This is a genomic window from Streptomyces sp. NBC_00370 (assembly GCF_036084755.1).
In the GTDB taxonomy this organism is placed as follows: domain Bacteria; phylum Actinomycetota; class Actinomycetes; order Streptomycetales; family Streptomycetaceae; genus Streptomyces.
In genome coordinates this window covers 7,488,417-7,514,895 of sequence record NZ_CP107968.1, presented here as the reverse complement: position 1 = coordinate 7,514,895, position 26,479 = coordinate 7,488,417, and the positions used below count along the sequence as shown (strand labels likewise).

23 protein-coding genes and 1 pseudogene are annotated in these 26,479 nt (G+C 69.6%); 12 read left to right on the top strand and 12 right to left on the bottom strand.

What is annotated here, in order from left to right; genetic code table 11:
- Positions 1-77: 77 nt before the first annotated feature.
- On the top strand, positions 78-1,001 hold the full coding sequence (locus tag OHS57_RS33300) for a TolB family protein (RefSeq protein ID WP_328584310.1): 924 nt from the start codon (positions 78-80) through the stop codon (positions 999-1,001).
- A gap of 5 nt (positions 1,002-1,006) precedes the next feature.
- Here OHS57_RS33300 and OHS57_RS33295 read toward each other — a convergent pair whose 3' ends face one another.
- A complete protein-coding gene (locus OHS57_RS33295; RefSeq protein WP_328584309.1) occupies positions 1,007-1,672 on the bottom strand; it encodes a formylglycine-generating enzyme family protein in 666 nt (221 codons plus the stop codon).
- Between the two features lie 184 nt (positions 1,673-1,856).
- Positions 1,857-2,219, bottom strand: a complete 363-nt coding sequence (locus OHS57_RS33290) for a DoxX family protein (RefSeq protein ID WP_041993822.1) — start codon at positions 2,217-2,219, stop codon at positions 1,857-1,859.
- A 105-nt stretch (positions 2,220-2,324) separates the two neighbouring features.
- On the opposite strand from OHS57_RS33290, the gene OHS57_RS33285 reads away from it, so the two are divergent.
- Together OHS57_RS33285 and OHS57_RS33280 are read left to right on the top strand one after the other, a co-directional pair.
- Positions 2,325-2,702: a winged helix-turn-helix transcriptional regulator gene (locus OHS57_RS33285; protein WP_041993819.1), complete on the top strand. Its 378-nt coding sequence runs from the start codon at positions 2,325-2,327 to the stop codon at positions 2,700-2,702.
- 167 nt (positions 2,703-2,869) lie between these two features.
- Positions 2,870-3,343 carry a hypothetical protein gene (locus tag OHS57_RS33280; protein WP_328584308.1) on the top strand — a complete coding sequence of 158 codons (474 nt, stop codon included), beginning with the start codon at positions 2,870-2,872 and terminating at the stop codon, positions 3,341-3,343.
- A 15-nt stretch (positions 3,344-3,358) separates the two neighbouring features.
- Here OHS57_RS33280 and OHS57_RS33275 read toward each other — a convergent pair whose 3' ends face one another.
- The 8 genes from OHS57_RS33275 to OHS57_RS33240 form a co-directional block, all read right to left on the bottom strand.
- Complete coding sequence (locus tag OHS57_RS33275; protein ID WP_328584307.1) at positions 3,359-4,201, bottom strand: class II fructose-bisphosphate aldolase; 843 nt, start codon at positions 4,199-4,201, stop codon at positions 3,359-3,361.
- A gap of 151 nt (positions 4,202-4,352) precedes the next feature.
- Positions 4,353-5,237, bottom strand: a complete 885-nt coding sequence (locus OHS57_RS33270) for an SIS domain-containing protein (RefSeq protein WP_328584306.1) — start codon at positions 5,235-5,237, stop codon at positions 4,353-4,355.
- 61 nt (positions 5,238-5,298) lie between these two features.
- Positions 5,299-6,501, bottom strand: coding sequence for a Gfo/Idh/MocA family protein (locus tag OHS57_RS33265; protein WP_328584305.1), 1,203 nt, complete (start codon positions 6,499-6,501; stop codon positions 5,299-5,301).
- Between the two features lie 36 nt (positions 6,502-6,537).
- Positions 6,538-7,848, bottom strand: coding sequence for an alpha-glucosidase/alpha-galactosidase (locus OHS57_RS33260; protein WP_041993804.1), 1,311 nt, complete (start codon positions 7,846-7,848; stop codon positions 6,538-6,540).
- Entirely contained in the window at positions 7,848-8,801 is a 954-nt protein-coding gene (locus tag OHS57_RS33255) for a carbohydrate kinase family protein (RefSeq protein ID WP_328584304.1), read from the bottom strand. The genes OHS57_RS33260 and OHS57_RS33255 overlap by 1 nt, the downstream gene beginning before the upstream one ends.
- A gap of 49 nt (positions 8,802-8,850) precedes the next feature.
- A complete protein-coding gene (locus tag OHS57_RS33250) occupies positions 8,851-9,741 on the bottom strand; it encodes a carbohydrate ABC transporter permease (protein WP_328584303.1) in 891 nt (296 codons plus the stop codon).
- The gene (locus tag OHS57_RS33245; protein ID WP_041993794.1) at positions 9,738-10,688 is read right to left on the bottom strand and encodes a carbohydrate ABC transporter permease; all 951 of its coding nucleotides are present in this window, start codon (positions 10,686-10,688) and stop codon (positions 9,738-9,740) included. Before OHS57_RS33245 ends, OHS57_RS33250 begins: the two co-directional genes overlap by 4 nt.
- Before the next feature lie 11 nt (positions 10,689-10,699).
- Positions 10,700-12,019, bottom strand: coding sequence for an ABC transporter substrate-binding protein (locus OHS57_RS33240; RefSeq protein ID WP_041993791.1), 1,320 nt, complete (start codon positions 12,017-12,019; stop codon positions 10,700-10,702).
- A 430-nt stretch (positions 12,020-12,449) separates the two neighbouring features.
- On the opposite strand from OHS57_RS33240, the gene OHS57_RS33235 reads away from it, so the two are divergent.
- Both OHS57_RS33235 and OHS57_RS33230 read left to right on the top strand, forming a co-directional pair.
- Entirely contained in the window at positions 12,450-13,208 is a 759-nt protein-coding gene (locus OHS57_RS33235) for a DeoR/GlpR family DNA-binding transcription regulator (protein ID WP_041993787.1), read from the top strand.
- Positions 13,209-13,259: 51 nt separating this feature from the next.
- Positions 13,260-13,685 carry a DoxX family protein gene (locus OHS57_RS33230; protein WP_328584302.1) on the top strand — a complete coding sequence of 142 codons (426 nt, stop codon included), beginning with the start codon at positions 13,260-13,262 and terminating at the stop codon, positions 13,683-13,685.
- On the opposite strand, the pseudogene OHS57_RS33225 reads toward OHS57_RS33230, so the two are convergent.
- Positions 13,663-15,672, bottom strand: a pseudogene (locus OHS57_RS33225) (alpha-L-fucosidase). The gene OHS57_RS33230 and the pseudogene OHS57_RS33225 sit on opposite strands and share 23 nt — an antisense overlap.
- 510 nt (positions 15,673-16,182) lie before the next feature.
- Between OHS57_RS33225 and OHS57_RS33220 the strand changes: the two are divergent.
- The 7 genes from OHS57_RS33220 (at position 16,183) to OHS57_RS33190 (ending at position 23,682) form a co-directional block, all read left to right on the top strand.
- Positions 16,183-16,797, top strand: a complete 615-nt coding sequence (locus OHS57_RS33220) for a VOC family protein (protein ID WP_041993777.1) — start codon at positions 16,183-16,185, stop codon at positions 16,795-16,797.
- A 338-nt stretch (positions 16,798-17,135) separates the two neighbouring features.
- Positions 17,136-19,808 carry a M14 family zinc carboxypeptidase gene (locus OHS57_RS33215; protein ID WP_328584301.1) on the top strand — a complete coding sequence of 891 codons (2,673 nt, stop codon included), beginning with the start codon at positions 17,136-17,138 and terminating at the stop codon, positions 19,806-19,808.
- A gap of 81 nt (positions 19,809-19,889) precedes the next feature.
- Positions 19,890-20,615, top strand: a complete 726-nt coding sequence (locus OHS57_RS33210) for an amino acid ABC transporter ATP-binding protein (RefSeq protein ID WP_041997346.1) — start codon at positions 19,890-19,892, stop codon at positions 20,613-20,615.
- Between the two features lie 61 nt (positions 20,616-20,676).
- Positions 20,677-21,606: a transporter substrate-binding domain-containing protein gene (locus OHS57_RS33205; RefSeq protein ID WP_328584300.1), complete on the top strand. Its 930-nt coding sequence runs from the start codon at positions 20,677-20,679 to the stop codon at positions 21,604-21,606.
- 2 nt (positions 21,607-21,608) lie between these two features.
- Positions 21,609-22,289 (top strand): amino acid ABC transporter permease, encoded by a 681-nt coding sequence (locus OHS57_RS33200; protein WP_328584299.1) that lies wholly within the window; start codon positions 21,609-21,611, stop codon positions 22,287-22,289.
- Positions 22,289-22,945, top strand: coding sequence for an amino acid ABC transporter permease (locus tag OHS57_RS33195; RefSeq protein ID WP_328584298.1), 657 nt, complete (start codon positions 22,289-22,291; stop codon positions 22,943-22,945). The genes OHS57_RS33200 and OHS57_RS33195 overlap by 1 nt, the downstream gene beginning before the upstream one ends.
- A 65-nt stretch (positions 22,946-23,010) precedes the next feature.
- On the top strand, positions 23,011-23,682 hold the full coding sequence (locus OHS57_RS33190) for a GntR family transcriptional regulator (RefSeq protein WP_041997342.1): 672 nt from the start codon (positions 23,011-23,013) through the stop codon (positions 23,680-23,682).
- 12 nt (positions 23,683-23,694) lie between these two features.
- On the opposite strand, the gene OHS57_RS33185 is transcribed toward OHS57_RS33190, so the two are convergent.
- Positions 23,695-26,367, bottom strand: coding sequence for a hypothetical protein (locus OHS57_RS33185; protein ID WP_328584297.1), 2,673 nt, complete (start codon positions 26,365-26,367; stop codon positions 23,695-23,697).
- Positions 26,368-26,479 lie beyond the last annotated feature (112 nt).

The window sequence follows — 26,479 nt, the reverse complement described above, 5'->3', positions numbered from 1 at the left end:
CCGCCGTGGTTGACAGCGCCGGGCAGCGCTGTCAATGATCACCGAGGCTCCTGACTCCGTCCGACGGGAAGAACACCATGGACCGCACCGAGGACACCGAGGACACCGGCATGCGGCCACGGACGGCGGAGGCCGGCCGGCGGACGGCGGTGTGGATCGCGTCCGTCGACTCCGACGAGCCGCAACTGCTCTTCGCGACGGCGGAATTGCTGCTTGAGGCCCCCAACTGGTCGCACGACGGCCGGAGTCTGCTGCTCAACGGCGCGGGGCGGCTGTGGCGGCTCGACGTCGGGACCCCCTCGGGGCTGGTGGAGATCCCGCTCGACGGGGTGCCGGACATCAACAACGACCATGTGCTCTCCCCCGACGGACGCACCGTGTACGTGTCGGGCATGGACGGACATCTGTACGCGGCGCCCGCCGCCGGGGGCAAGGGCGTCCGGCTGACCGCCGACGACGGGACGCTGCACTTCCTGCACGGCGTCAGCCCCGACGGTCGGACCCTCGCCTACGTCGAGATCGCGCGCGGGGTGGCCGGCTCGCCCGGCCGGCTGGCGCTGATGCCGGCGGCCGGCGGGCCCGGCAAGGCCGTCGACACCGGGGAGGGCCATCTCGACGGCCCGGAGTACTCCCCCGACGGCGAGTGGATCTACTGCAACACGGAGACCTTCACCGAGGCCCCGGGGCACGCCCAGATCGCGCGGCTGCCCGCCGCGGGGAGTGTGCTGCGGCGTGTGCACACCTCCGACACCGTCGACTGGTTCCCGCACCTGTCACCGGACGGAGTGCACGCCGCGTACGTGTCGTTCCCGCCGGGCACGCTGGGGCACCCGGCCAACCTCGACGTCACCGTACGACTGGTGCGGACCGACGCCTGGGCCGTGCCGGTGCGCACGTTCCCGCTGTTCGGCGGTCAGGGCACGATGAACGTCAACAGCTGGTCCCCGGACAGCCGGCGCTTCGCCTTCGTCTCGTACCCGCTCGACGGCCGGGCCGGGTGATCCGCTCACGACCGGGAGACGACCGTCCCCACGGTCCTGGCGGGCCGGAACCCGAGGTCGTCGATGGCGAAGGTGGGGTGGCTGCGACGGCGCACGGTCGCTCCGCAGCCCCGCTCCGATTCGGCCCAGCCGCCACCGCGGAAGATCCGGTACGCACCGTAGACCTCCTCGTCGTAGAGGTCCCAGCACCACTCCCAGACGTTGCCCAGCATGTCGTGCAGCCCCCACGCGTTGGGCGCCTTGCCGCCGACGTCGTGCACCCGGCCGCCGGAATTGCCGTCGTACCAGGCGATGTCGTCGATCTCCCCGTACCGGTAGCCGCCGGTGCCGCCCTTGCAGGCGTACTGCCACTCCGCCTCGGTCGGCAGCCGATACCCGTCGGACGTCCGGTCCCAGGCCACTTCGCCGCTCTCCTCGGCGCGGGAGTACGCCGGTCTCAGCCCTGACAGCTCGGAGAGGCGGTTGCACATCTCGATCGCGTCGAGCCAACTCACGTTCGTCACCGGCGAGTCGGCGGGCGTGGACGGGCTGACGTCCGCTCCGGTGACGGCCCTGTGGAGCGCCGCCGTGACCGGACACCGACCGAGCAGGAAGGGCGCCACGTCGGCCTGCCAACAGATGCCCCGCCGGTCGTCCCTGAGGTCGACCGTGCCGCCTGGCACGGGAATCATCGAGGGGACAGGGGGAGCTTCGGCCGGCGAACGCACGCGGCGCACCTCTCTGTTCGGGAAGGTCACGAGATCGTCGGCCTCACGATACGGGCCCGCATGGTCACTTGGCGTTCGGGACTCGGCGCCTCGGCAGGAACACCTCGGTGCGGCCCTGGAGCCGGCCACCGGCGGGACCGCCGGTGGCTCACCAGGTCGTGGCGAGCCAGGCGGCCACCCCGGCGAGTACGACCAGGGCGGCGTTGAGGCCGGTCTCCTTGACCTCGCCCCTGGACAGGTGGAGGCCGGCTGCCAGCACCTGGAGCACGAGCATGCCGATCGCGGCCGCCATCGCCAGGACGGGCGCTATCCCTGTCAGCGGCGGCAGCACGAGGCCGGCGACGCCGAGGATCTCGACGACACCGATGCCACGCACCACCCACATCGGGACCGTGTCGACCCAGCCCATCATGGGTGCCAGCCGCTCCTTGGACTGCGCGACCTTCTTGCCGCCCGCGAACAGGAAGAAGAGTCCCAGGACGCCGGTGACGATCCAGTAGGCGATTTCCATTGCCGTCCTCCGTCATGGTTACGAGTTGTGCGTAGGCACATGGTCGGTGACTATGGACCGGCTTACAAAAGGCACACCGGTGTGCGTGGCGAACCAGGAGCGCCCATGTCGAAGTACCGCAACACCTGCCTCATCCGCGGCGACGGCGGCCGGGCCATCCGCGGCATCCTGGACCGCATCGGCGACAAGTGGACGCTGCTGGTGGTGGCCACGCTCGACGGCGAGCGGATGCGCTTCACCGAGCTGCAGCAGCGGATCCCCGGGATCTCGCAGCGGATGCTCACACGTACGGTGCGGCATCTGGAGCGGGACGGTCTCGTGGCCCGTACGGTGTTCCCCGAGGTGCCGCCCCGGGTCGAGTACGAACTCACCGCGACGGGACGGACGTTGATCGAGCCGGCGGTGGCGCTGGCGGAGTGGGCCGTGGACAAGAACCCCCAGATCGAGCGGAGCCAGGCGGCCTACGACGCGCGGCAGCCCTGAGACCTCCGTCCCGCTCCGCCGCGCGGGGCGGGGGTCCGCCTCGGGGATCCCTGGGGGTTAACCCCCAGGCAAGTCCGGGGACCACCCGGTTCGTTCGGGGGACGCGGGGTCCGTAGGTTCTGGGGTGGAATCAAGGCATCGTTCGACACCCCCTCCGGAGGAACCCCGTGACCGCGCCGGCGCACCGCCCGACCAGCACCGCCCACCCGCTCGTCGCGGCCTTCGTGCGCTTCGTCGTCTGTGGCGGCGGAGTCGGACTCGCCTCCAGCGCGGCGCTCGTGCTGCTGAGCGGGCGGATGTCGATGGTCGTCGCGAACGCGCTGATCAGTGTGGTCTCCACCGTGCTCGCGACCGAGCTGCACAGCCGGATCTCCTTCCGCAGCGAGCGGCGGGGCTGGAGCGTCCATCTGCAGTCCGGTCTGACGGTCGCCGTGAGCTACGCGTTCACCACGGGGGCTCTGCTCCTCCTGCACTCCCTGCAGTCCGCGCCGTCGGCCGTGGTCGAGCAGAGCGTCTATCTGTCGGCCTCGGCGCTGGCGGGGGTCGGCAGGTTCGCCCTGCTGCGGGTCGTGGTCTTCGCCGAGCGGGCGGCCAAGAACGACGCCGTGCTCGGCAAGTCGTCCGTGGCCATGACCGCATGAAGTGCCACTCCCCCGTTACTGGTTGCCGCCACTCACGGTCCGCAGACAGTCGGCGGCGACCTCGGCGACCGCCGTGCGCGCCTGCGCCAGATAGGGGCGCGGGTCGTGCGCGTCGGGGGACGCGGCGAGCGCCGCGCGGACGGCCCCGGTGAACGCGACGTTGAGCATCGTGCCGAAGTTGATTTTGGTCATGCCCGCACGCACCGCCGCCGCCAACAGATCGGCGGGGACGCCGGACGAGCCGTGCAGGACCAGCGGCACCGGCACCGCCGCACTGATCCGCGCGACGAGGTCGAGGTCGACCTGTGCCGTCCGGTCCGTCATGGCGTGGGTGGATCCGACGGCGACGGCGAGCGCGTCGACCCCGGTGGCTTCGACGAACTCCCTTGCCTGCTGCGGGTCGGTGCGTACGCCCGGGGTGTGCGCCGAGCCCTTCTTGCCGCCGATCTCGCCCAGCTCCGCCTCGATGTACAGGCCGTGCTCATGGGCCCAGTCGGCCGCCTCACGCGTCGCCCGGACGTTGTCCTCGTCGCTGCGGCGTGACGCGTCGAACATCACGGAGCTGGCGCCGCATTCGGCCGTGCGGAACAGCAGGGCGGCGTCCTCGACATGGTCCAGGTGGAGGGAGAGTGCCGCGCTGCTCGCCCGCGCTATCGCGGCGGCGGCAGCGGCGAGCGGGGCGACGTCGCCGTGGTGGCGCGCCGCGTTCTCGCTGATCTGGAGGATGGCCGGCAGTCCGGTCGCCTCGGCGGCGACGGCGACCGCCTCGGCGTGCTCGATGGCGATCACGTTGAAGGCGGCGACGCCGGTGTGCGCGTCGTGCGCGGCGGTGACGAGGGCGGAAGTGGTGGTCAACACGGTGTGATGCTCCTGCGTACGGCAGCGCCGGGATGCGATGCGGTGGGGCGGTGGTTTTCTGGGGATCGTCGCTCCGGTCCCCGGTGCGGACGGTGGCCGGGCGCCCGGTGACGTCCAAGGGCCACCGGGCGCCCGGCCGTTGACCGGGGTGTTACGGGCGGGCGGCCAGGACGACGGACCTGGTCAGGTTGCGCGGGTGGTCCGGGTCGAGGCCCTTGGCGCGGGCGATGGCCTCGGCGAGGCGCTGCACCCGTACCAGGTCGACCTGCGCGTCCTGCGGGTGGTCGACGAAGGTGGCGCCGGTGGGGGCGACGTCCTTGGCCAGCTCACCGGTGTCCCGGCCGAAGTGCCAGACGAGCCGGTTCGGTGCGGCGATGCTGATCGGGCCGTGCCGGTACTCCATGCTCGGGTACGACTCCGTCCACGCCTGCGCGGCCTCCCGCATCTTCAGCCCGGCCTCCCGCGCGACACCGTGGGCCCAGCCGTCGCCGAGGAAGGTGATCTGCTCGGCGGTCAGCCACTCCTCGGCGAGTGGCTCGTCGAGCACGCTCTGCGCCGCCGCGGCCAGCGGTTCGATGTCCTCGCCGAGCGAGGCGCGCAGGGTGGCGAGGGCGGTCGTCGCGAACACCGTCTGGACGACGGAGCGTTCGTCGGCGAAGCCCAGGTCCACGATGTGGTCGGCGGCGTTCACCACCGGGGTGTCGAGGTCGGCGGTGAGGGCCACGGTGGGGCAGCTCTCACGCGCCCGCCGCAGGACGTCGAGGACTTCGGTCGTGGTGCCGGAGCGGGTGATCGCGACGAGCCGGTCGTAGTCGCGGTCCTCGGGGTAGGCGGAGGCCGTGAAGTAGTCGGTCTCCCCGTAGCCTCCCGTTTCCCGCAGGACGGCGTACGCCTCGGCCATGAACCATGACGTGCCGCAGCCGATGACCGCGACGCGCTCGCCACGCTTCGGCAGGCCGTCGGCGGCCTCGGCCACGTCGGCGGCCTTGCGCCAGGCGTCCGGCTGGCGGGCGATCTCGTCGCTGGTGAGAGACATGTGCGTAACTCCTCGGTGAAGACTCGGTGGTGGGGTGTGCGGGGGTGCGGGTCCGGCCGCCTTATTGCTTTCCCTGGTGGGCGGCGAAGTACCGGACGAGGTCGGGCGCGGGGGGCGGTACGGGGGTGTGCGCGCCGGAAGCGCGCAGCGAGGCGGTGGCGGCGGTGCCCGCGGCGACGGCTTCGCGTGCGGCGACGGGTGAGGTACGGGTCGGGCCGCCCTCGGCGGCGAACCGGAGGAATTCCGCGACCAGTTGGTCGTCGGCGCCGCCGTGTGTGGAGTTGCCGCCGGTGACGGTCTCGGTGTGGTCGGCGTCGGACCGGTAGCCGTGACGGCGGCTGTTCCACACCTTGACGGTCGGGTTGTCGTCGTCGAGGCCGTCGCCGAAGTTCTCCAGCCGCCCCTCGTCCCCGATGACGGTGTAGTTGCGCCAGTAGTCGGGGGTGAAGTGACACTGCTGATAGCTGGCGAGCACACCGTTGTCGAGGCGGGTGAGCATCATGGAGATGTCCTCCACGTCCACGACCGGGTTGAGACCGGTCAGCGCCGAGGGCGGCCAGATGCCGGGGTCGAACCAGTCCGGCATCCGCGCCGGGTCCTCGTCGGACGAGCCGGTCCGCTCCGCACGGCGGGGGTTCGTGCCGTACACGGCCAGGTCGCCCATGGCGACGACCTCGCGCGAGTAGCCGCCGGCCAGCCAGTGGATCACATCGAGGTCGTGGGCCCCCTTCTGCAGCAACAGCCCGGTGGTCCTGGCGCGTTCGGCGTGCCAGTCCTTGAAGTAGAAGTCGCCGCCATGGCCGACGAAGTGCCGGCACCACACCGAACGGACCTGGCCGACGAGTCCTTCGTCGATCATCTCCCGCATCCGGCGAAGCACGGGCAGATGGCGGAGGTTGTGGCCGACGTAGAGGCGGGTGCCCGAGTCGAAGGCACCGCGCAGCAGCCGGTCGCAGTCGTCCAGGGTGATGGCCAGCGGCTTCTCCACGAAGACCGGCACGCCCGCGGTGAGGAAGAACAGGCTGGGTTCGACGTGCCGGTCGTCGGGGGTGAGGACGAAGACCGCGTCGAGCCCGTCGTCCACCATGTCGTGGTAGTCGGTGTGCACGGTGACGCCGGCGCCGAACAGGTCGACGGCGTCGGCCCTGCCGCGCGGCGAGGGGTCGGCGCAGGACACCACCCGCGCGACGCCCGGCCGGTTTGCGCCGGCCGCCAGCGGAGCCCGCTGGCCGATGCCGACGACGCCCACGCGCAGTTCACTCATCGTTTCTCGCAGCCTTCCGGTCGGATCGGGGGGACTTCAGTGGCCGAGGGTGACGCGCAGCGACGGCTGGAGCAGGTGTTCGTGCGCGCGCACCATGTCGTCGCACAGGTCCCAGATCTGTTCGACGGTGAGCGTGGCGGCGGTGGCCGGGTCGGTCATGGCGGCGTGCCGGATGTGCCGCGGGTCGTCCTCGACGGCGGCCCGTACGACGAGGTCGTTCATGCTCAGATACGTGCGGTTGAGCGCGGCGCACTGCGCGGGCAGGGCTCCGACCCGGGTGGGCTGCACGCCGAGGCTGTCGACCAGGCAGGGCACTTCGACGGTGCCTTCGGCGGGCAGGTTGTCGATCAGCCCGTGGTTGGGGACGTTGCCGTAGACGGTGCGCGGGGTGCCGGTGGTGATGCTGTGGATGACCTGCGGCGCGTACTCCATCGTGGCCTCGACGGGCAGCGGTTCGCCCGCAGCGAGGGCGCGGCGGGTCTCCTCGTACGCCGCGACGTTCTCGTCCACGATGCCGAGGTAGGCGCCGACCGGCAGCCGCAGCCGGTCGATCTCGCTGTCGTGGTGCAGGTACCAGGGCACGTACTCGCTGGAGTGCTCGCTGGTCTCGGTCGGGTAGTGGCCGAGCCGGCGGTACATGTCGACCCGTACCCGGCGGCGCAGTTGCTCGTCCTCGGCGATCAGCGCGTCGAGCCGGGGGTAGAGGTCGATGCCCTGGTGCTCGAAACGCAGCACCCACGCCTGGTGGTTGACGCCGGCCGCGTGGTAACTGATCTCCTCGTAGGGCACCTTGACCAGGTCCGCCAGGTCGCGCATGGTCCAGTACACCGAGTGGCACAGGCCCACCACACGGGTGAGTCCGGTCGCCCGGGTCAGGTACTGAACGTTCATCGCCATCGGGTTGGTGTAGTTCAGCAGCCAGGCGTCCGGGCAGACGGCGGCGATGTCCTCGCCGAGCGCCTTGAGCACGGGGAAGGTGCGCAGGGCGCGGAAGATGCCGCCGATGCCGATGGTGTCGCCGATGGTCTGGCGCAGGCCGTAGCGCGCGGGCACCTCGAAGTCGGTCCTGGTCGACTCACCCATACCGACCTGGATGATGTTGATGACGAAGTCGGCGCCTTCGAGGGCTTCCCGCCGGTCGGCGTGGGCGGTGATGTGCGGGGCCGCGCTCCGATCGGCCGCGATGACGCGCGCGGCGCCGTGCGCGGTCGCCAGCCGCTCGGCGTCGATGTCGTGCAGGGCGATGTGCACGTCCTTCAGTTCGGGGAACGCGAAGATGTCGGCGAGGAGCCCCTGGGTGAAGACGACGCTGCCTGCGCCGATGAACACGATCTTCTTGGCGGTCATCACTGGCTCTTTCCGTTGTGGGCGGCGGCTGCGACAGCCTCGTCCCAGGTGGGCTGCGCGGCGGTGCCGCCGTGGGCGCGGGTGGACAGGGAGCCGCAGACGGCGGCGAGTTCGAGGGCCCGTGCGGGGGGCTCACCGGCGAGGACGGCGGCGATGTACCCGGCGTCGAAGCTGTCACCGGCGCCGACGGTGTCCCGCGGCACCGCGGGGACGCCGCGGGTGGTCCGTACGGTGGCGCCGTCGTGTGCGAGGGCGCCTTCGGCGCCGTTCTTCACGACGACGAGTGGTCCCCGGGAGGCGAGTTGGCGCGCGGCGGACTCCGGTGTGCCGTGCGGCTGTCCGGCGAGTGCGAGCGCCTCCTGTGCGTTGGGCAGCAGGAAGTCGAGGACGGGCAGGACGGACGCGATCCCGGCCGGGTCCCAGCGCCCCGAGGGGTCGTCGTTGGTGTCCAGCGACGTCGTGGCGCCGTGGGCGCGGGCGGTGCGCAGGATGCCGGGCAGGGCCGCCGCGAGTTTCGGCAGCAGGAAGTAGGACGCCGCGTGCACATGCCGGCTGGTGGTGAGCAACTCCTCCGGTATGTCGTCGGGTCCGGTGGCGGCGAGGGTCCCGGCGGCCGTGATGATGGCGCGGTCGTCGGCGCGTGCGATCACGGCGGTGAGCGGGGTCGGCAGGTCCGGGTCGGTACGCAGCGCGGTGGTGTCGACGCCGCGCGCTTCCAGGGCGGCGCGTACGAAGCGTCCCGCGTCGTCGTCGCCGATCCGGCCGGCGACGGCGACGCTCAGACCGAGCCTCGCCGCCCCGCAGGCCATGATCGCGGCGGAGCCGCCGAGGGTGAGTACGCCGGTGGGGACGAGTTGTTCGCGCTGCCCGAAGGCGAGCGGCTCGTCGAGGGGACCGAGCACGACATCGGGATTGATGTCTCCGATGACGAGAAGGTCGAAGGTGTGCGGCATCGGGCTTCCTGGGCGAGTGGTCATGGGCTGCCGCGGTCTCTGCGGCACATCAGCCCTTGAGACCGCTGGAGGTGATGGACTGGATGAACGACTTCTGCGCGCCGAGGAAGGCGAGCAGTACGGGAAGTACGGTGATCACGTTGCCCGCCATGACGGCGGCCCACTGGGTGTGGTGCAGCCCCTGGAAGGTGGTCAGTCCCAGCTGGAGTGTGTACTGGGTGTCGTGGTTGATGGCGATCAGCGGCCAGGTCAGATCGTTCCAGGTGGTGAGGAACGTGAGGACGGCGACGGTGCTGAGGGCCGGCCTGGACAGCGGCAGCACGATACGGAACAGCACGCGCAGCCGTGAACAGCCGTCGATCCAGGCGGCTTCCTCCAGCTCTCTGGGCAGGGAGAGGAAGAACTGCCGCAGCAGGAACACCGCGAACGGGGTCACCAGCGAGGGCACGATCAGGGCGCCCAGCGAGTCGATCAGGCCGAGCCGCTTCATGACCAGGAAGGTCGGGATCATGGTCAGTTGGAAGGGGACGGCCGTCGTGGCGAGCATCAGGACCAGCAGGGAGCGCGAGCCGGCGAACCGCATCCGGGCGAAGGCGTAGCCCCCGAGCGAGCCGAGGACGAGGTTGGAGACGACCGCTGTCGCCGAGACGATCAGCGAGTTGGCGAACCACCGGGGGAACATGGCGTTGCCGAGCACGTAGCGGTAGCCGCCGAGGTGGATACCGGAAGGCCACAGCGCCGGCGGGAACTTGTTGATCTCGGCGTTGGTCATCACGGAACTGAGCAGCAGCCAGAACAGCGGCAGCGCGAAGATGACGGCGAGCGGCGCGAGCAGCAGATGCCAGGGGCTGAAGGGAAGCAGCCGCCTGCGTGGGCGGTCCTCGGCCGGTGGTGCGGTGTGCGGCCGGACCGTCTCGGCGGCTGTGGTGGTCGCGGTCATCGGGCTGCTCCCTCAATGGTGTCGGACCTGCGGCGCCGGGCCAGCCGCATGACTCCCCCGACCAACAGCAGCGCCAGCGCGAGGACATACGCGGCGGACGCCCCGTAACCGGCGGTGAAGTTCTTGAACGCCTGCTCCCAGATGAAGTAGACGATGACGGTGGTCGAGCCGAGCGGACCGCCCTTGGTGGTGACATAGACGAGGTCGAACACCTGGAGCGCCATGAGGGTCTGCCACATCACCAGGAACACACTGACGGGGGTGAGTGTCGGCAGGACGACATGGCGCAGCAGGTGCCATCGTCCCGCGCCGTCCAGTTTGGCCGCCTCGATGAGGGTCGGCGGTACGTCCTGGAGCGCGGCGAGATAGATCACCACACAGAATCCGGTGCCGCTCCACAGCGAGATCAGCACCAGGACGGGCAGCGCCTGTCCCGGGTCGGTGAGAAAGCCTTGCGACGGCAGCCCCAGTGCGTGCAGGACGGAGTTGGCCGCACCGAACTGCGGGTCCAGGATGAAGGAGAACAGCACGCCCTGCGCGGTCTCCGAGATGATGAAGGGGACGAAGATCAGGGTGCGGTACAGGCCCACCAGCCGGATGCGCCGGTTCAGCGCGAGCGCGAGCAGCAGACCGAGGACGATGCTCAGCGGCACGTACAGCACGGTGTACAGCAGGGTGTTCTCGACGGCCTGGCTGAAGTGCGGATCCTCGGTCAGCGCACGGTAGTTGTCGAGCCCGACCCAGCGGCTCGGCGTCACCAGGTCGTCGGCCTGGAAGGACAGCAGCAGCGACCAGATGACGGGGACCACGCTGAGGCCGAGGATGACGATGATCGCGGGCAGGACGAAACCGTAGGCGGTGGCGGACTCGCGGCGGCGCCTGCTGCGCCTGGCACGCAGTTGCCGTTCCTGGTCCGGCAGGGTGAACGGGGCGGGCAGGGATGTCATGGGAAGGCTCCTCAGCGGGGTATGACGAGAGCGGCCCTGGCATCGCCGGCGCAGCGGCGCATCGCCTGGGCCGGGGTGCTCTTGCCGAGCAGCACGGACACGACGGCCTGGCCCAGCGCGATCGACACCTGCGGATAGGCGGGGTGTACGGGGCGCACACGCGCCGTTTCGAGCGCCTTGGTGAAGACGTCCAGCCCTTCGGTGTCCGCCGCCTGCGCCTGCCAGGCCGGCATGGCCTCGCTGCGCCTGCTGAGCGGCAGGCTGCCCGCCTGGACGTCCCACTGGACGTCCTGTTCCGGCTGGGCCAGCCAGGACACGAAGGTGCGCGCGGCCTGGGCCCGCGCCTCTCCGTTGTCGAAGACCGTCCAGGTGTCGGGACCCGAGATGGTGATGGGCTTGCCGCTGTAGCTGGGCAGCGGGACGACCGCGTAGTCGACCTTCGCCTCCCGGATGTCGGGGAGCTGCCACGGCCCGGTGACGACCATGCCCATCCTGCCGGACGCGAAGACCTGGTACATCTGCTCGGTGCCGGGCTTGGGGTCGATGTAGACGCTGCGGGACTTCGCCAGCGCCTCGACCGTGCCGAGGGCGCGTACCCCCGCCTCCTCGAAGCCGATGCTGCGGCCGTCGTCGGCGATGACGTCTCCGCCGAGGTCCCACACCATCGGCCAGATCCGCCACACGGTGTCCTCGTCCCCGACACCCGGCCAGCCCGTGCCGAACGTGCCCCGGGAGGAGTTGGTCAGCCGGTGGGCCGTCTCCTCGAAGTCCTGCCACGTCCAGCCCGCTTCGGGCAGCGGGACGCCGGCCTCACGGAAGAGCTTCTTGTTGCAGACCACGGCGAGGGTGTCGAGGAGCGCGGGCGAGGCCCTGACCTTCCCGTTGATCGTGACGGCTTCCCTGGCCGAGGCCCAGTAGTTGTTCCAGGGCGTACGGCCCGAGTGCACCATGTCGGTCAGGTCGACCACTTGGGGACTGCGTGCCACGCCGGCGAGGTCGGAGCCGAAGATGTACGCGATGTCGGGGTAGGCGCCGGAGGCCAGCGCGGCGCTGACCTTCTGCAGCATCGCGTCCGACAGCACTCCGCCGCCGAGGTCGACGCGGATGTGCGGGTGGGAGCGGGTGAACCGTTGCGTCAGGGCCTTGATGGCCTTGAGCCCGGTGTCGCTCTGGCCGTGCCACATCTCGATCGTGACGCGCCCGTCGGCGCCGACACCGTCGTCGGAGCCGCCGCCGCAGGCGGACAGGGCGGTCGCCGCAGCCGCGCCCGCGCCGGCGCGCAGCAGCGTCCGGCGTGAGTGACGGGTGAGGGCGTGCTGGCCAAGAGCCACTGGACCTCCAGGGAAGCATCGAAAGGCGTGCGTGGGTCGCGAAGTTGGCGGGCGGTGGGAATCAGTGGGTACCGCACAGCCGCCGCGGAGCGCGCGCCGTGTCGAGTCGATCGCCGGAGGAGGCGGACCTTCATCATCGGACTCCGACTGAACGAGGGCACGTCCCCGCCTCGGGTGTCCACACCCTGGCGACTTTGTCCGGGCTCACGGCTGCACACCGTCTACCGGCTGGGCGTACCTCTGACGCCGAACGCTGTTGCGACGTCGGCAGCAGTAAATCGAGCAGTATTCGTCATGTCAAGAGATCGAATCTGCGCAGAACTGCGCACTGCGCTGAGCGGTACGGCGGAGGTGGGCCTGCGGGAGACAGCCAACAGCAGACCAGGGCACCGGAAAGCGCTCACCGGGCGGATCTGGTTATGCTGCGAGCATGCTGAGAACTGAGCGCCATGCGCGCATCCTTGAGCATGTCTCCGCGGAAGGCAGCGTGAGCGTCGAGGATCTCTCCCGGGCGCTGCGCGTCTCGGGGGCCACGGTGCGCCGCGATCTCCAGCATCTGGACGGCCTGAATCTGCTGCGCAGGACCCATGGCGGCGCCGCCGTCGGGAACATCGGCCTCGAAGCGCCGCTGCAGTACCGCAGCGAGCGCCGCCGGCCGGAGAAGATAGCCATCGCCCAGGCCGCCGCGGCGCTGGTGCCCGCAGGCGCCGTCGTCGGGATGACCGGCGGCTCCACGGCGACGGAGATCGCTCGGATCCTCGCCGGCCGAGGCCCTGTCACCATCGTGACCAACGCGGTCAACATCGCGGCCGAGTTGATCCTGCACAAGGACGTCACGCTCGTCGTCGTCGGGGGCCTCGCCCGCAGCGAGAGCTACGAACTCGTCGGCCCGATCGCGGAGCGGACGCTGACCGAGTACCACACCGATGTGACGTTCCTGGGGGTGGACGGGATCACCGCGGCGCACGGCTGCACGACGCACGACCAGCTCGAAGCGGCGACCGACCGGGCCTTCACCGCCAGCAGCAGCCTCACCGTCGTGGTGACGGACAGCTCGAAGATCGGGAAGGTGACGCTGGCGAAGATCTGCCCGCTGTCGGCCGTCGGGCATCTGGTCACCGACGGCGACGCGTCGAAGGAGGAGCTGGCGAAGATCGCGGCGGCGGGTGTTCCTGTGACAACCGTCTGAACCGGCGGGTAACCTACGGGCTTCAGCGTCGCCTACATCCCTGGAGCTTCCGTGGCCGCCCCTTCGCTCTCCGCCCGGCTGCTGGCCGGGCTGCTCGCCGGAGCCGGCGTGCTGCACCTGACCCGGCCCGCCCTGTTCGAGGAGATGGTGCCCCGCTCGCTGCCCGGCACCCGGCGCACCTGGACCTACGCGAGCGGCGCCGTGGAGCTGGCCCTCGCGACGAGCGTCGCCCTGCCGCGTACCCGCCACGTCGGCGGACTGCTCAGCGCCGGGTTCTTCGCCGCGGTCTTCCCGGCGAACGTGAAGATGGCGTACGACTGGCGGCACAAGCCGGCGCCGCTCAAAGCCGCCGCCTACGCCCGACTGCCGCTCCAGGCCCCGCTGATCGGCTGGGCCCTGCGGGTGAGCGGCAGTCGGGACGGCGTCACGACCTCCGGCGTCAGGACCGCCCTGGTCAGGACCTCCAGTCGACCTTGAAGACCCAGACGTGCTCACCCGCGTCACGCGCCGCCTTCGGTACGTCGACGACCAGTGACCCGCCCGACGTACGCCAACTCAGCGGACGGTGGTGACCGAGCAGGGTGACGCGGTCGCCGGGCCTGACCGGCACCGGCGCCTCGACCGTGAGGGTCGGGCCCGGCCGGACCAGCGAGTGGATGTAGAACGCGTCGTCCGGCTTGACGGTGAAGCGCAGGTCGTCGCCGAGCTGCGGCATCCGCGCCCAGTACGTACTGCCGTAGACCGCCTCGCCGTTGACCTTGAGCCACGCCCCGGTCTCGCGGAGCCTGCGCTCCATGATCTCGGGGATCGTGCCGTCGGCGCGCGGGCCGATGTCGAGCAGGAAGTTGCCGTTCTTCGACACGATGTCGACGAGGGAGTGGATGACCTCCTCCGTCGTCATGTACTGGTCGTCGGGGGTCTCGGCGTTGTAGCCGTACGAGCGTGGGTCGAGACCCCTGCTCGCCTCCCACTTCGCCGTGACCACGGTGTCGTACGTGGTGTATTCGGGCGTGGTGAAGTCGTGCGGTCCGATGCCGGAGCGGTCGTTGACCGTCACGTCGACCGGCCTGGCCCGGTTCTTGGCGTGGTTGAAGTACTCAGCCAGCACATGGTGGCTGTCGTTGTCGCCGCCGATGTCGCACCAGATCACCTCGGGGTCGTAGTTCTCGACCAACTCCAGCATCTGCGGGGCCTGGAGGCCCCGGACATAGTCCTTGCCGGCCGTGTAGCCGGTGTAGGGCAGGGGTTCGAGGGTGTACGGGTTGCGCAGCGCGTGCCCCTACCAGGGGTTGTCCGGGTTGAACCACTCCGGCATCGAGAAGTAGAGGCCGCGGTGGAGTTCGGGCGCGTAGCGGCGTGACGCGTCGAAGAGTTCCCTGACGATGTCTCTCTTCGGGCCCATCTTCACCGAGTTGCGGTCGGAGACCTTGGTGTCCCAGAGCGCGAAACCCTCGTGGTGCTTGGACGTCAGCACGTGGTACTGGGCCCCCGCGTCGCGGAACAGCTCCACCCAGGAGCGCGGGTCGAACTTCTCCGCGCGGAACAGCGGGATGAAGTCGTCGTAGGCGAACGCCTCGCCATAGGTGTCGCGGTGGTGTGCGTAGGTGGGGTTGGCGGGATCCTGCATCTGCGCCCAGTACCACTCCGCGTACTGCACACCGACCGGCGCCCAGGCGGGCACCGAGTAGACACCCCAGTGGATGAAGATGCCGAATTTGGCGTCCTGGAACCAGTACGGCGCCTGGTGGGAGTTGAGGGAGTCGTCGGTCGGCAGGTAGTCGGCCACACCGAGTGTGAGATCGCGTGCGGTGCGGGCGGCGCTCCGGCCGTGGCTGGTGGCGACGACCTGGCCGCCGCGTACGGTGCCGGGGGCGGTGCCCGGTGCGGACCTGATGCCGATCCGGACCCGGGCCTGGTCGCCCGGTGCGAGCCTGGTGATCTTCGCGGGGGCGACGGTGCGGGCGCCGGGGACGTCCACCGAGAGGGTGAGCGCGTCGGAGGCGAGAATTCCGACGGTGCCCGCGTTGACGATCGTCGCCTCGACGCTCTGGGCGCCGTTGCCGAGCAGGGACGCCGTCGAGTGGGCGTCACGCAGTGACACCGCACGGCCGTCGGCGGCCGGTTGCAGGGACAGCGCGAAGATGTGCAGCGAGGCGTTGTTCTCGGTCGCCGCGTGGGTGACCGGCAGGGTGACGGCCACCGCCTCCCTGGCCGGGTCCAGGGCGAGTTCGGAGACACCGATGACCACCTGGTGCTGGTCCTTGGCACCGGTCGGGTCGTAGCGGTACGGAGAGGTCAGCGCACCGCTGCCGGAGTACCAGTCGGCGCCGCCGAGGCCGGCGCCGCCGGTCGTGCCGTCGGCGTAGTGGACGGTGGCCTGGCCCGAGGTGGCGCCGTAGCTGCACGAGGTGAGGAAGAGCGCGGACAGGTAGCGGCCCGGGGGCAGGTCGATCCGCTGGCCCATCGCGACGATGTTGTCCTTGACGCCGTCGCCCGAGCCGGGGAACACGTAGGTGACACCGTCGATCTCCCGCTCCCCCGGCGGGAGTTCCTCGCCGGGGAAGGTGTACCCGGAGCCGTCGAAGTCTCCGCCGGGCGCGCTCGCCGTGTCGATGCCGTCGTTGTCGTACCAGCGCTCCAGCGGTACGGGGACGGCGGCGGGCACCGTGCCCCAGCGACCGTCGTCCACCGGGTGTCTCCCCTCTGCCGCCGGTCCTGCGGCGAGCGGCCTTGCTTCAGCTGTGGCCGGAACGGTCATCGCGGCGCCGAGTGCCGCTCCCGCAGTCATTCCGATGACGTGTCGCCTGCGAAGTTCGGTCATGACATCCGATGATTGGAGCGTGACGAGAACCTGTCAATGCTTTACGCACGATGTAAGCGAACCGCCCCCTTGGACCCATCCGATGAATGGCGGGAGCCAGGACCGGGCAGGTTTCGAGAAGCGCGAGCCGGGGCGCCGCCCTAGATTCGTGTCATGACCTCCATCGATTCCATCATTCTCGACGCGGCCGACCCCGCCGCCGCCGGCCACTTCTACAAGGCCGCCTTCGGCCTGGACACCCAGGTGCGCGTGCGGGCGGCGGAGCCGCCGACGACCGGCTTCCGGGGTTTCACCGTGTCCCTCACCGTGGCCCAGCCGGCCGATGTCAACGCGCTGATCGACTCGGCCGTCGAGGCAGGTGCCACGGCCGTGAAACCGGCCGCCAAGTCGTTCTGGGGCTACGGCGGCGTCGTACAGGCCCCCGACGGGGCGCTCTGGAAGATCGCGACGGCGACGAAGAAGGACAAGGGCCCGGCGAGCCGCGAGATCGACCGGTTCGTGCTCCTGCTGGGGTGCGCGGACGTGGCGGCGACGAAGCAGTTCTACCTCGCCCAGGGGCTCACCGTGGGCAAGAGCTTCGGCAAGAAGTACGTCGAGTTCGCGCTGCCGTCGAGCCCCGTCCTGCTCGCCCTCTACGGCCGCAAGGCCCTGGCCAAGGACGCGGGCGTCCCCGCCGAAGGGACCGGGTCGCACCGGCTGGCCATCGGCGGTGACAGCGGCCCCTTCACCGACCCGGACGGCTTCGCGTGGGAGCCGGTGACGCACTGATTTCCTGACACGATCCCACGGGCCGGCATCCCCGCGATGCCGGCCTTTCGGCGTCCCGCGGGGAACTGTCGACCCGTCAGCCAGGCACGATGCAACATGCTTTTAATATTAAATCCAAGTTCGAACCGTTGCCCTGACTCGGCGACGGCTGGCACATTGCGTTCGCGGACAACGTTTTCCGCAGGCTTTTCTCGCACGGTTCTCAGGCCCGTGGCGCAGCGTCGCGCCGCGTGCGGCATTGCACGACACCCCGCAGACCAGCGGAGCCGGCCCTCCCCGGCCCCGCGACGGACAACGGCCCGGCACACAAGCCGGACCGTGAAAGGCGATGTCGGTAGATGACCAGCAGCGAAAGCTCAAGACTCTCCCGCCGAACGCTTCTTCGCACCACCGCGGCGGCCGGCGCAGGAGCGGCGGCGACGGTGATGCACCCTGGCTCCGCCGCCGCGGCGCCCGCGATCCCCGCAGGACACGAGCAGCCGTCCACCGCCAAGCAGGACAAGGGGCCCATCCCGAGCCCGGCCACGTACTTCGGCACACCGATCGGGACCGAGGGCTATCTGGCCCAATGGAGCAAGATGGTCCCGTACTTCGAGCTGATCGGGGCCCGCAGCGACCGGGTGAGGTACGAGGAGATCGGCAAGACGACCCGGGGCTACCCGTACGTCCTGCTGACCATCAGCTCGCCCAAGAACCTCGCCAATCTCGACAAGTTGGTCGCCAACAACGCCAGACTCGCCGATCCGCGCGGCCTCTCGGAGGCCGAGGCGAAGCAACTGGCCACCAAGAGCGTGCCGTTCTACTACGTGCAGGCGGGCATCCACTCGACCGAGGTCGGCAACTCGCAGGCGGCCGTCGAATGGGCGTACCGGCTGGCCACGGAGAAGTCCGACTACATCGAGAAGATCCTGGACAACCTCGTCATCCTGCTCCAGCCGTGTCAGAACCCGGACGGACTCGTCCTCGTCAACGACTACTTCGCCGCCACGGCCGGCACGAGCTACGCACGGACCTATCCCGACCTGTACAACAAGTACACCGGCCACGACGACAACCGTGACTGGATCATGCTGACCCAGGTCGAGAGCAAGTACAACGTCTCGATCCTGAACAAGTACCGGCCGCATGTCTTCCAGGACTCGCACGGCGCGGGCAGCAGCGCTCCCCGCCTGTTCACACCGCCGTACCTGTCGCCGTACGACCCCAACATCGACACCATCCTGGTCCAGCAGACGGACACGGTGGGTCTGGCGATGCAGCGGGGCATGACCGTCGCCGGTATGAAGGGCAACGGCTGGGGCTCGGAGTACGACTACTGGTCCCCGTCCCGGCAGTACTGCGTCTACCACGGCGCCGCACGCATCCTCACCGAGGCGGCCTCCGCGTCCAACCTCGCCTATCCGCAGGTGGGTACGAAGCCGCTCGGCCAGCAGACCACCGACATCAACTTCATCGAGCCGTACGACTCCAACACCTGGACGCTGCGCGACATCATCGACTGGGTGTCCCAGGCCTTCTACTCGGGTCTGGAGAACGTCGCGTACGACACCTACAACTGGCTGTACAACTCATACCGCGTCGGGCTCAAGGCCGTCACCCGGACCAGTCCGTACGCCTATGTCATCCCGGCGGGGCAGCGTGACCCGCAGGCGGTCCAGGACGCGCTGGAGATCTTCCACCTCGGTGCGGTGGAGATCAGCCAGGCGCAGACCGCGTTCACCGCCGACGGCAAGCAGTACCCCGCGGGCTCCTACATCATCTATCTGCAACAGCCGTACGCCGGGTTCGCCAAGACGCTGCTGGAGGTGCAGGAGTACCCGCAGCTGCTGCAGTACCCCGGCGGCCCGCCGCAACGGCCGTACGACACCACGGCGCAGACCCTGCCGATGCTGCTCGGCTTCGAGGCCGACCTCGTCACCACGTCCTTCACGACGAGGACGAAGCGGCTCAGCTCCGTCAAGCCGCCGGCGGTCACCACACCGTCCGCGCCGCCGCGCACCGGGGCGTACGCGATCGGCCCCGAGTCCTACGGGGTGTTCCGGATCGTCGCCGCGCTGCAGAAGAAGAAGATCCCCACCTTCCGCGCGGCGGCTCAATTCACCGACGGCGGGCGCACGTTCCCGGCCGGCACGTTCCTGGTCCCGCCGTCCTCGGCGGCGCGGGAGCTTCTGCAGGCGCAGTCGAGGGCCACCGGCATTCCGGTCTTCACCCTGCGCACGGTGCCTGCCGTGGCGGGCGCCCAGCTCAAGCAGGGCACGCGGATCGGTCTGCTCAAGCCGCCGGACAACATGCCGTCCGGCTGGCTGATGTGGACGTTCGAGCAGTACGGGGTGGACTACTCCGTCGTGTCGGCGAGCGACTACGCCAACCTCGCCGACACGTACGACGTCATCATCATGCCGGAGGGCGTCAGTAAGAACTCCATCGTCAACGGGCTGAACCCGAAGAACTACCCGGCCGACTGGGCCTGGGCGTTCGGCGTCGGCACGACCGGCTGGAACCAGCTGCACGACTTCGTGACCGGCGGCGGCACCCTCGTCAGCTACGGCAGCGGGACCTCGACGGCCACGTCGCTGCTCGGCCTGCCGCTCACCTCCGCGCTGCCCGGCGGCTCGTCCTCGGACTTCTACTGCCCGGGATCGCTGCTGAGCCAGGAGTTCGACACCGACAACCCCGTGGCCTGGGGCCTGCCGGCGAAGAACCCGGTGTGGTTCGTGTCGGACGACGCGTACAAGCTCTCCGACACGACCACGTACCCGGTGGAAGTGGTGGCCAAGTACCCGGACAGCGGCGAGCAGTTGCAGAGCGGCTGGCTGATCGGCGGCGAAAGCCTCAACGGCGCCGTCAACGGGCTGTCCTGGACGGTCGGCAAGGGGTATGTCGTCACCTTCGGCAGCGAGATCGGCTTCCGCACCTGGAACCGGTCCGAGCAGCGGGTGCTCTTCAACGCCGCTTACCACGGGCCGTCGACCAAGCTCACCGCCGGCCAGTTCCAGCGCCTCGGCAAGTAACTCGTCCGGTGGGGGCGGGTGTTCCCGCCCCCACCGCAGAGAGGGAGGCACCGGTTGAACGCCGGCGGCACGAACGATCCGATGGTGGAACTGCGCGGGGTGCGCAAGTCGTACGGCGATGTCGAGGTGCTCAAAGGCGTCGACCTCGCCGTGGCCCGCGGTGAGGTGGTCGCGGTCATCGGCCCGTCCGGCGGCGGCAAGAGCACCCTGCTGCGCTGCGTCAATCTGCTGGAGCCGGTGACCTCCGGTCAGGTCCTGCTGGAGCACGAGGACCTGACCGGGCCGGGCATCGACCTGAACAAGGTGCGCCGACGCATCGGCATGGTGTTCCAGCAGTTCAACCTCTTCCCGCACCTGACCGCACTCGACAACCTCACCCTGGCGCCGCGCAAGCTGCTCCAGACCCCCAAGGAACAGGCGCGCGAACGGGCGGCCTCGCTGCTGGCCCGGGTAGGTCTTGCCGACAAGGCCGGCGCGTACCCGCGGCAGTTGTCGGGCGGCCAGCAGCAACGAGTCGCCATCGCGCGCGCGTTGATGATGGACCCGCACGTGATGCTGTTCGACGAGGTGACGTCGGCACTGGACCCGGAGCTGGTCAGCGAGGTCCTCGACGTGATGCGTGACCTCGCCGGGTCCGGGATGACGATGCTGTGCGTCACCCACGAGATGGGCTTCGCCCGGGAACTCGGCGACCGTCTGGTGTTCGTCGACGGCGGTGTGATCGCGGAGCAGGGCCGCCCGGCCGATGTGCTGGACCGGCCGCAGCACGCCCGGACGAGCCAGTTCCTGCGCAAGGTCCTCAGATAGCGCGCACCCGCGCACCCGCACCTCACACACTCCTTTACACCCAGCAGAAGGAAGCTAAGCCGTGAGATCGAAATTCGGCATGGTCGTCGGTGCCGCGATGGCTCTGGTCCTCGCCGCCGGCTGTTCCTCTTCGTCCGACGACTCCTCGAAGTCCGCCAAGGACGGAGGCGGTTCGAGCGCCACCTCCGGGAGCCCCGTCGATGTGGGGGCGCCGCTGCCCGCCGAGGTGAAGAGCAAAGGCAAGCTGACCGTCGGCGTGAAGTGCGACTACCCGCCGTTCGGTTACATCGACGAGTCGTCGAAGAACGCGGGCTTCGAGATCGACATCGCCCACCAGATGGCCGCCTACGCGTTCGGCGACCCCGACGCGCTGACCCTGACCTGTGTGACGGGCTCCAACCGGGTGTCGTTCCTGGCGTCGAAGCGCATCGATCTGATCGAGGCGACGATGAACTACACGGCGGAGCGCGCCAAGACCATCGACTTCTCCACCCCCTACTTCGACAGCGGTGTGAAACTGCTGGTGCCCAAGGACTCCCCGATCAGCTCCTTCGAGGGGCTGGCCGGCAAGACGGTCATCAGTATCTCCGGCGCCACCGCCAGCCTCTGGCTGACCCAGTGCATGAAGGACGTCAAGCAGACGCTGTTCACCGAGACCAGCCAGGCGCTGACCGCCCTGAACCAGAAGCGTGGCGTCGCCTTCGCCCAGGACGACACACTGCTGCTCGACCTGGCGGCGAAGAACTCCGGCCTCAAGGTCGTCGGCGACGCCAAGGCCGACAGCCCGTGGGGCATGGGCGTCCGTAAGGGCGACGCGGAGATGCTCGCCTGGGTCAACGGCGCGCTGGCCCATATGCAGCAGGCCGACTTCTTCTGGACCGATTTCCGGAAGACCGTCACCGACCCGTCCGTACAGCAGCAGTTCGCGAAGTACCTGCCACGGCCGGGCAAGAAGCTGACCTATCCGACCGGCTCCACCCTGCAGTGCTGACCATGCCCGAGACTTCCGGCTACCACTTCGACGCGGGCTTCATCGTCGACCATCTGGGCGAGCTGGGCACCGGCCTGCTGCGGACGCTGGCCATCAGCGCCATCGGCATGGCCGGCGCCCTGCTCGTCGGTGTACTGCTCGGTGCGATCGGCGCGCTCCGGATACCGGTCGCCCGGCAACTCGTCACGGTCTACGTCGAGGTGTTCCGCAACACCCCGCTCCTGGTGCAGATCTTCTTCCTGTTCTTCGCGCTGCCCGACATCGGGCTGCGGCTCGACGGTTTCACCGTCGGCTGGCTGTCACTGGTCCTGTGGGGCGGCGCGTACAACGTGGAGAACTTCCGGGCCGGCTTCGAGGCGGTCGAAGGCGGCTACGCCGACGCGGGGCGGGCCCTCGGCTTCCCGCGGCTGGCCGCCTTCCGGCACGTCACACTGCCCCTCGGCGCCCGGATCGCGGTGCCGTCGGTCACCAACACCCTCATCTCCGTCTTCAAGAACTCGTCGTTCATGGTGGCGATCAGCTATCCCGAACTCACCGAGACGGCGGTCAACATCGTCGCCGTCACCTTCCGGACCTTCGAGATGTTCCTCGCCATCGGTGTCGTCTACCTGGGTCTTGTCTGGCTCATGTCGCTGGGCGCCGGGGCCGTCGAACGCCGCTTCGCGATACCGGGAGAACACTGATGCCCCCCTGGGTCGGACCTGTCGCCAGTTACCTCGCCACCGGTCTGCGCGAAACCGCGCTGCTGGCGCTCGTCAGCATCGCCGCCAGTCTGGTGATCGGCACCCTGCTGGGCACCGTACTGACCCTGCCCAGCAGACCGGTCAGGGCGGTGGTCCGGGCCTACGTCGAACTCTGGCGCGGCCTGCCGATCATCATCATCCTGTACTTCATCTTCTTCGTGCTGCCCGTCATCGGACTGCTGGTGAACACCTTCGTCGCCGCCGCCGTGGGGCTGTCCCTGTGGGGCAGCGCCAACATGGCCGAAGTCGTGCGTGGCGCCGTCCAGTCGGTGCCACGCGGACAGTCCGAGGCAGCGGCGGCGCTGGGGTTCTCCTGGACGGGACGCATGCGCCACGTCCTGCTGCCCCAGGCCGCCCGGCGGGCCCTGCCCCCGCTGATCGGACTCGTCGTCAACCTCACCCAACAGACCTCGCTGGCGGCGGTGATCGGGGTGCTGGACATCCTCGAAGCGTCACAACGCTCCATCGAACGGCTCACCCTGTCCGGCGGCTCGTCCCACGCCGTACCCATCCTCGGCGCCGTACTCGCCGTCTTCTTCGTCATCTGCCTACCATTGACGCTGCTGTCCCGCTGGTACGAACGCAGACTCCGGTAACGCGCCCGGGAAGCAGCGTCCTCGGTACCGACACCGTCACGGATAAAAGGGGGGTGCCGGCGACGATGACCGTCCCGCGCCATACATTGCTGAAGGCTGCCTACGACCATCTGCGGGCCGCCATCCTCGACGGCACCCTCCCCCCGGGCTCCCGCGTCACCGTCCGCCCTCTGGCCGAACAACTCGGCCTGAGCCCGACCCCCATCAAGGCGGCTCTGGCCGCGCTCGAACGCGAGGGCTTCCTCCTGGCCGTCCCGCACCGCGGCTACTTCGTCCCCGAAGTCAGCACCGACGACCTGCTGGAGCTGTACGAGCTGCGCGAGGCCCTGGACGGCATAGCGGCCCGCCGCACGGCCGGCGCACCCGACCACGACCGGATCGCGGCCCAGTTGCGCCGGCTGCTGGCCAGGCAACGCAAGGCGATCGAGGCGAACAACCTGCACGCGTACGGGGAGTTGGACCTGGCCTTCCACCGACTGATCTGGGAGAGCTCGGGCAGCCGCCGGCTGATCCCCATCGCGGAGAACCTGATAGCCCAGGTCCGTCTGGGCAACCGCCTGTCGGCCCAGGCCCCGGGACGCCTCCCGGTCGCGGTGGAGGAACACGAGGCCATCCTGGAAGCGATCCTCCAAGGCGATCCCCGAGCAGCGGAACAGCACATCCGCCACCACGTCCACGAGGCGGGCCAGGCGCTGCGCCGCTACCTGGAGATCCAGTCGTCCCAGGAACGCCGCTGACCACGGCCGGGGTTACACGGTGAATCCGTCGAGGGTGGCGTACTGGCCGGACAGCTTCGTCACCACGACGGTGTGGGTGCCCGACGAGAGCGAACCGGCCGTGTACAGCGCCGCGTTGGCGTGTCGTGTGCCGTCGCCCGGGAGTGTGGTGACGACCTGCTGCGGGCCGCCGTCGACGCTGACGCCGATGTTTCCCTGGTCGGTGTACTGCTCGCCGTACACCGTGACGGTGGTACCGGTGAAGGTGAGCGACGCGGTCGCGCCGTCGGCCGTCGCGTAGTGGATGTCGCCGCGGTAGTCACCGTACGAGCGGCCGCCCGCGTACGTGAAGCCGGTGTAGGTGATTCGGCTGTCGTCGTCGTTGAGCCGGATCGAGCCCGGCACCTGGGGAGTGACGGAGATCTGCCCGGCCGTGGTGCCGGCCGGGATCGGGACGATCATGAAGCCGCTGGACAGGTGGGTCACGTCGCTGACCGGGGTGGTGCCGATGTACACCGGTGTGGTCGGGCCGAAGCCCTCGCCCGCGACGATGACCTGCGTCGCGTTGGCCGTCGGTGACACGTAGAAGATGCTCGCGGGCACGGAGAGGACCGGTGTGAAGGAGCCGGAGCCCGCGCCCGCCGCGCGCAGCAGGGCGTTGGGGATGTCGGCCGGCTTGGGGGTGGCCGGGATGGTGGTGTTCCCGCTCGCGTGCGTGTCGACCGGCTGGGCGCACGGGTAGGACTGGACGCCGGCCGAGAAGTAATTGCCGGTGATCCAGAAGTGGCCCGTCGGGCTGCAGCCGCCCTGGGAGCTGGCGCCCGCGCCGAAGGCCACGTTCCCTTGCCAGTTGACCCATTCGGACCCCGCGTCGTCGTAGTACGTGAAGTTGGTCGACGGGCCGTCGTACGCGATGTTGCCGGTGACCTGAAGGCCCTTGGCCAGGGTCTGCGCCGGGTCGATCGTCTTTCCGTCCGCCTGGTACACGTACTGCGCCTGATGCCCCTCGACATAGATGGCGCCGCCGTCGCTGCGGACGGACAGGTAGTCGTGGAAGATGTTGTCGCTGATGGTGTTCGAGCTGTTGATGTTCGTACTGTTCTGCGGGGTGCTCGCCTGGTCGACATGGCCCTGGACGACTCCGGCCGTGATGCCGGTGTACGGCAGGTCGTACAGGTTGTTCCGGGTGATGGTGGTGTGCTGGGAGAACAGCAGGGTGATGCCGCTCGCCGAGGAGTAGTCGGTGCCGATGTGATGGATGACGTTGTCCGCCACGGTGGTCCCGGTCAGGATCTCGTTGGTGCCGATCGCGGTGTTGTCGTTCGCCCCGTCGGGGGTGCAGTTCTGCTTGATCCCCACTGCCTCGGACGGGTCGGTCGGCAGTGGGTCGTAGGTGCAGCCGAGGAGGATCGCGGTGGAGGCGATGTCGGTGAACTCGTTGCCCTGAATGAGGGTGTTGGCCGCTCCGTACATCACGTTCAGTCCCGCGCCGCCGAGTTCGGCGAACCGGTTGCCGGTGAACGTGATGTTCTTGGACGCGGTGAACGAGACGTTCGCCAGGGGCTGGGTCAGCGACCCCCAGGGGCAGCTTCCCGCAGGAGTGGAGAACCCGCACATGCCCTGGTTGTTCGCGCCGGTCATCCGCAGATTGCTCTGCACGTCGGAGAACCCGGCGCTGGTGGACGGGGCGTTCCAGGTCGCGAACGAGAACTGCAGGCCGCTGAAGGTGATGTCGTGGACGGGCGTCGCGAGCGTACCCGCGCCACGCACCAGGGACTCAAGACGCGGCAGTTCCACGTCGAGGGCCGACATCTGCCGGCCCGCGGCGGGCTTGTAGGAGAGCGTGCCGCCCGCGCCGTCCAGGAACCACTGCCCGGAACCGAGCAGCGTCTGCGCGTTCTCGACGAGCGCGGGCATCGTGCTGGTCGGCATGGACGGCAGGCCACCACTGCCGTGAGCGAAGGACGCCCGCGCGGTCACATTGGTCCAGCACGGCTGGCTCATCTTCAGCGTTCCGGTCGAGGCGGAGAAGCTCGCGACCCGGCATCTCGACTCGGTCCAGGGCCCGTTGCCGCCGGGATAGTCGAACTCGACTCCCGCCACCTGGCTCGCGGTCAGCGAGCCGAACCACGCCATCGCCGCCGCGTCGCCGGAGATCGTGTAGCCCGTGGACGATCCGGTCCACGAACCCCGGAATCCCAGGCTCGCCGGGGTCGCCTGCGCGATCGGGGCGGCATGGCCGCCGACGTACAACTGGCGGCTGTCGCTGCCGCTGGGTACGGGAGCGGACCACACCCCGCTCGATCCGCGCTGCGTCCATCCGGTGACCTGCGTAGCTCCCGAGATCACCGGATGCGCGCCGGGCGCCGACCGCCACACCACGGGGTGGCCCGGCGTGCCCGAGTCCGCGGGGCCGAGGGACCACGTGCTCGACAAGCGGTACACACCGTCGGCCAGCAGGACGGTTACATCCGCCGACGGCTCAGCGGCAAGACGGGTGCGTACCACCTGCTGGGCACCGGGCAGCGCACACGGGGACGCGGAGGAACAGGTCGAACCCGTTCCGGACGGCGACGCGTACAGCGTCACGGCGGGTGCGGCGGTGGCGGACTGGACCACGGGCGCCGCCAGAACCAGACCGAGGGCTGCCGCGATCGGGCCGACGCGGCGCAGCAGTCTCCGCGTGATCGAACCTTGTGGGGACACGGGCGGGTCCTTCCGAAGCGTTGCGGCCGCCGGAGGACCAGCCGTCGGCGAAAGACCGGTCTGCGTCCGGGAGGGTGCCTCCGGCGAGCGAGGTGGGGGGCGAGCGAGGAGC

Bases quoted from the DNA above. Each gene is read 5' to 3' on its own strand.
- OHS57_RS33190 (WP_041997342.1), top strand. From the start codon at position 23,011: ATGACCGTCCCGCGCCATACATTGCTGAAGGCTGCCTACGACCATCTG.
- OHS57_RS33295 (WP_328584309.1), bottom strand. From the start codon at position 1,672: ATGATTCCCGTGCCAGGCGGCACGGTCGACCTCAGGGACGACCGGCGG.
- OHS57_RS33260 (WP_041993804.1), bottom strand. From the start codon at position 7,848: ATGACCGCCAAGAAGATCGTGTTCATCGGCGCAGGCAGCGTCGTCTTC.
- OHS57_RS33210 (WP_041997346.1), top strand. From the start codon at position 19,890: ATGGTGGAACTGCGCGGGGTGCGCAAGTCGTACGGCGATGTCGAGGTG.
- OHS57_RS33195 (WP_328584298.1), top strand. From the start codon at position 22,289: ATGCCCCCCTGGGTCGGACCTGTCGCCAGTTACCTCGCCACCGGTCTG.
- OHS57_RS33290 (WP_041993822.1), bottom strand. From the start codon at position 2,219: ATGGAAATCGCCTACTGGATCGTCACCGGCGTCCTGGGACTCTTCTTC.
- OHS57_RS33215 (WP_328584301.1), top strand. From the start codon at position 17,136: ATGACCAGCAGCGAAAGCTCAAGACTCTCCCGCCGAACGCTTCTTCGC.
- OHS57_RS33200 (WP_328584299.1), top strand. From the start codon at position 21,609: ATGCCCGAGACTTCCGGCTACCACTTCGACGCGGGCTTCATCGTCGAC.
- OHS57_RS33285 (WP_041993819.1), top strand. From the start codon at position 2,325: ATGTCGAAGTACCGCAACACCTGCCTCATCCGCGGCGACGGCGGCCGG.
- OHS57_RS33270 (WP_328584306.1), bottom strand. From the start codon at position 5,237: ATGTCTCTCACCAGCGACGAGATCGCCCGCCAGCCGGACGCCTGGCGC.
- OHS57_RS33250 (WP_328584303.1), bottom strand. From the start codon at position 9,741: ATGACCGCGACCACCACAGCCGCCGAGACGGTCCGGCCGCACACCGCA.
- OHS57_RS33265 (WP_328584305.1), bottom strand. From the start codon at position 6,501: ATGAGTGAACTGCGCGTGGGCGTCGTCGGCATCGGCCAGCGGGCTCCG.
- OHS57_RS33300 (WP_328584310.1), top strand. From the start codon at position 78: ATGGACCGCACCGAGGACACCGAGGACACCGGCATGCGGCCACGGACG.
- OHS57_RS33235 (WP_041993787.1), top strand. From the start codon at position 12,450: ATGCTGAGAACTGAGCGCCATGCGCGCATCCTTGAGCATGTCTCCGCG.
- OHS57_RS33245 (WP_041993794.1), bottom strand. From the start codon at position 10,688: ATGACATCCCTGCCCGCCCCGTTCACCCTGCCGGACCAGGAACGGCAA.
- OHS57_RS33220 (WP_041993777.1), top strand. From the start codon at position 16,183: ATGACCTCCATCGATTCCATCATTCTCGACGCGGCCGACCCCGCCGCC.
- OHS57_RS33255 (WP_328584304.1), bottom strand. From the start codon at position 8,801: ATGCCGCACACCTTCGACCTTCTCGTCATCGGAGACATCAATCCCGAT.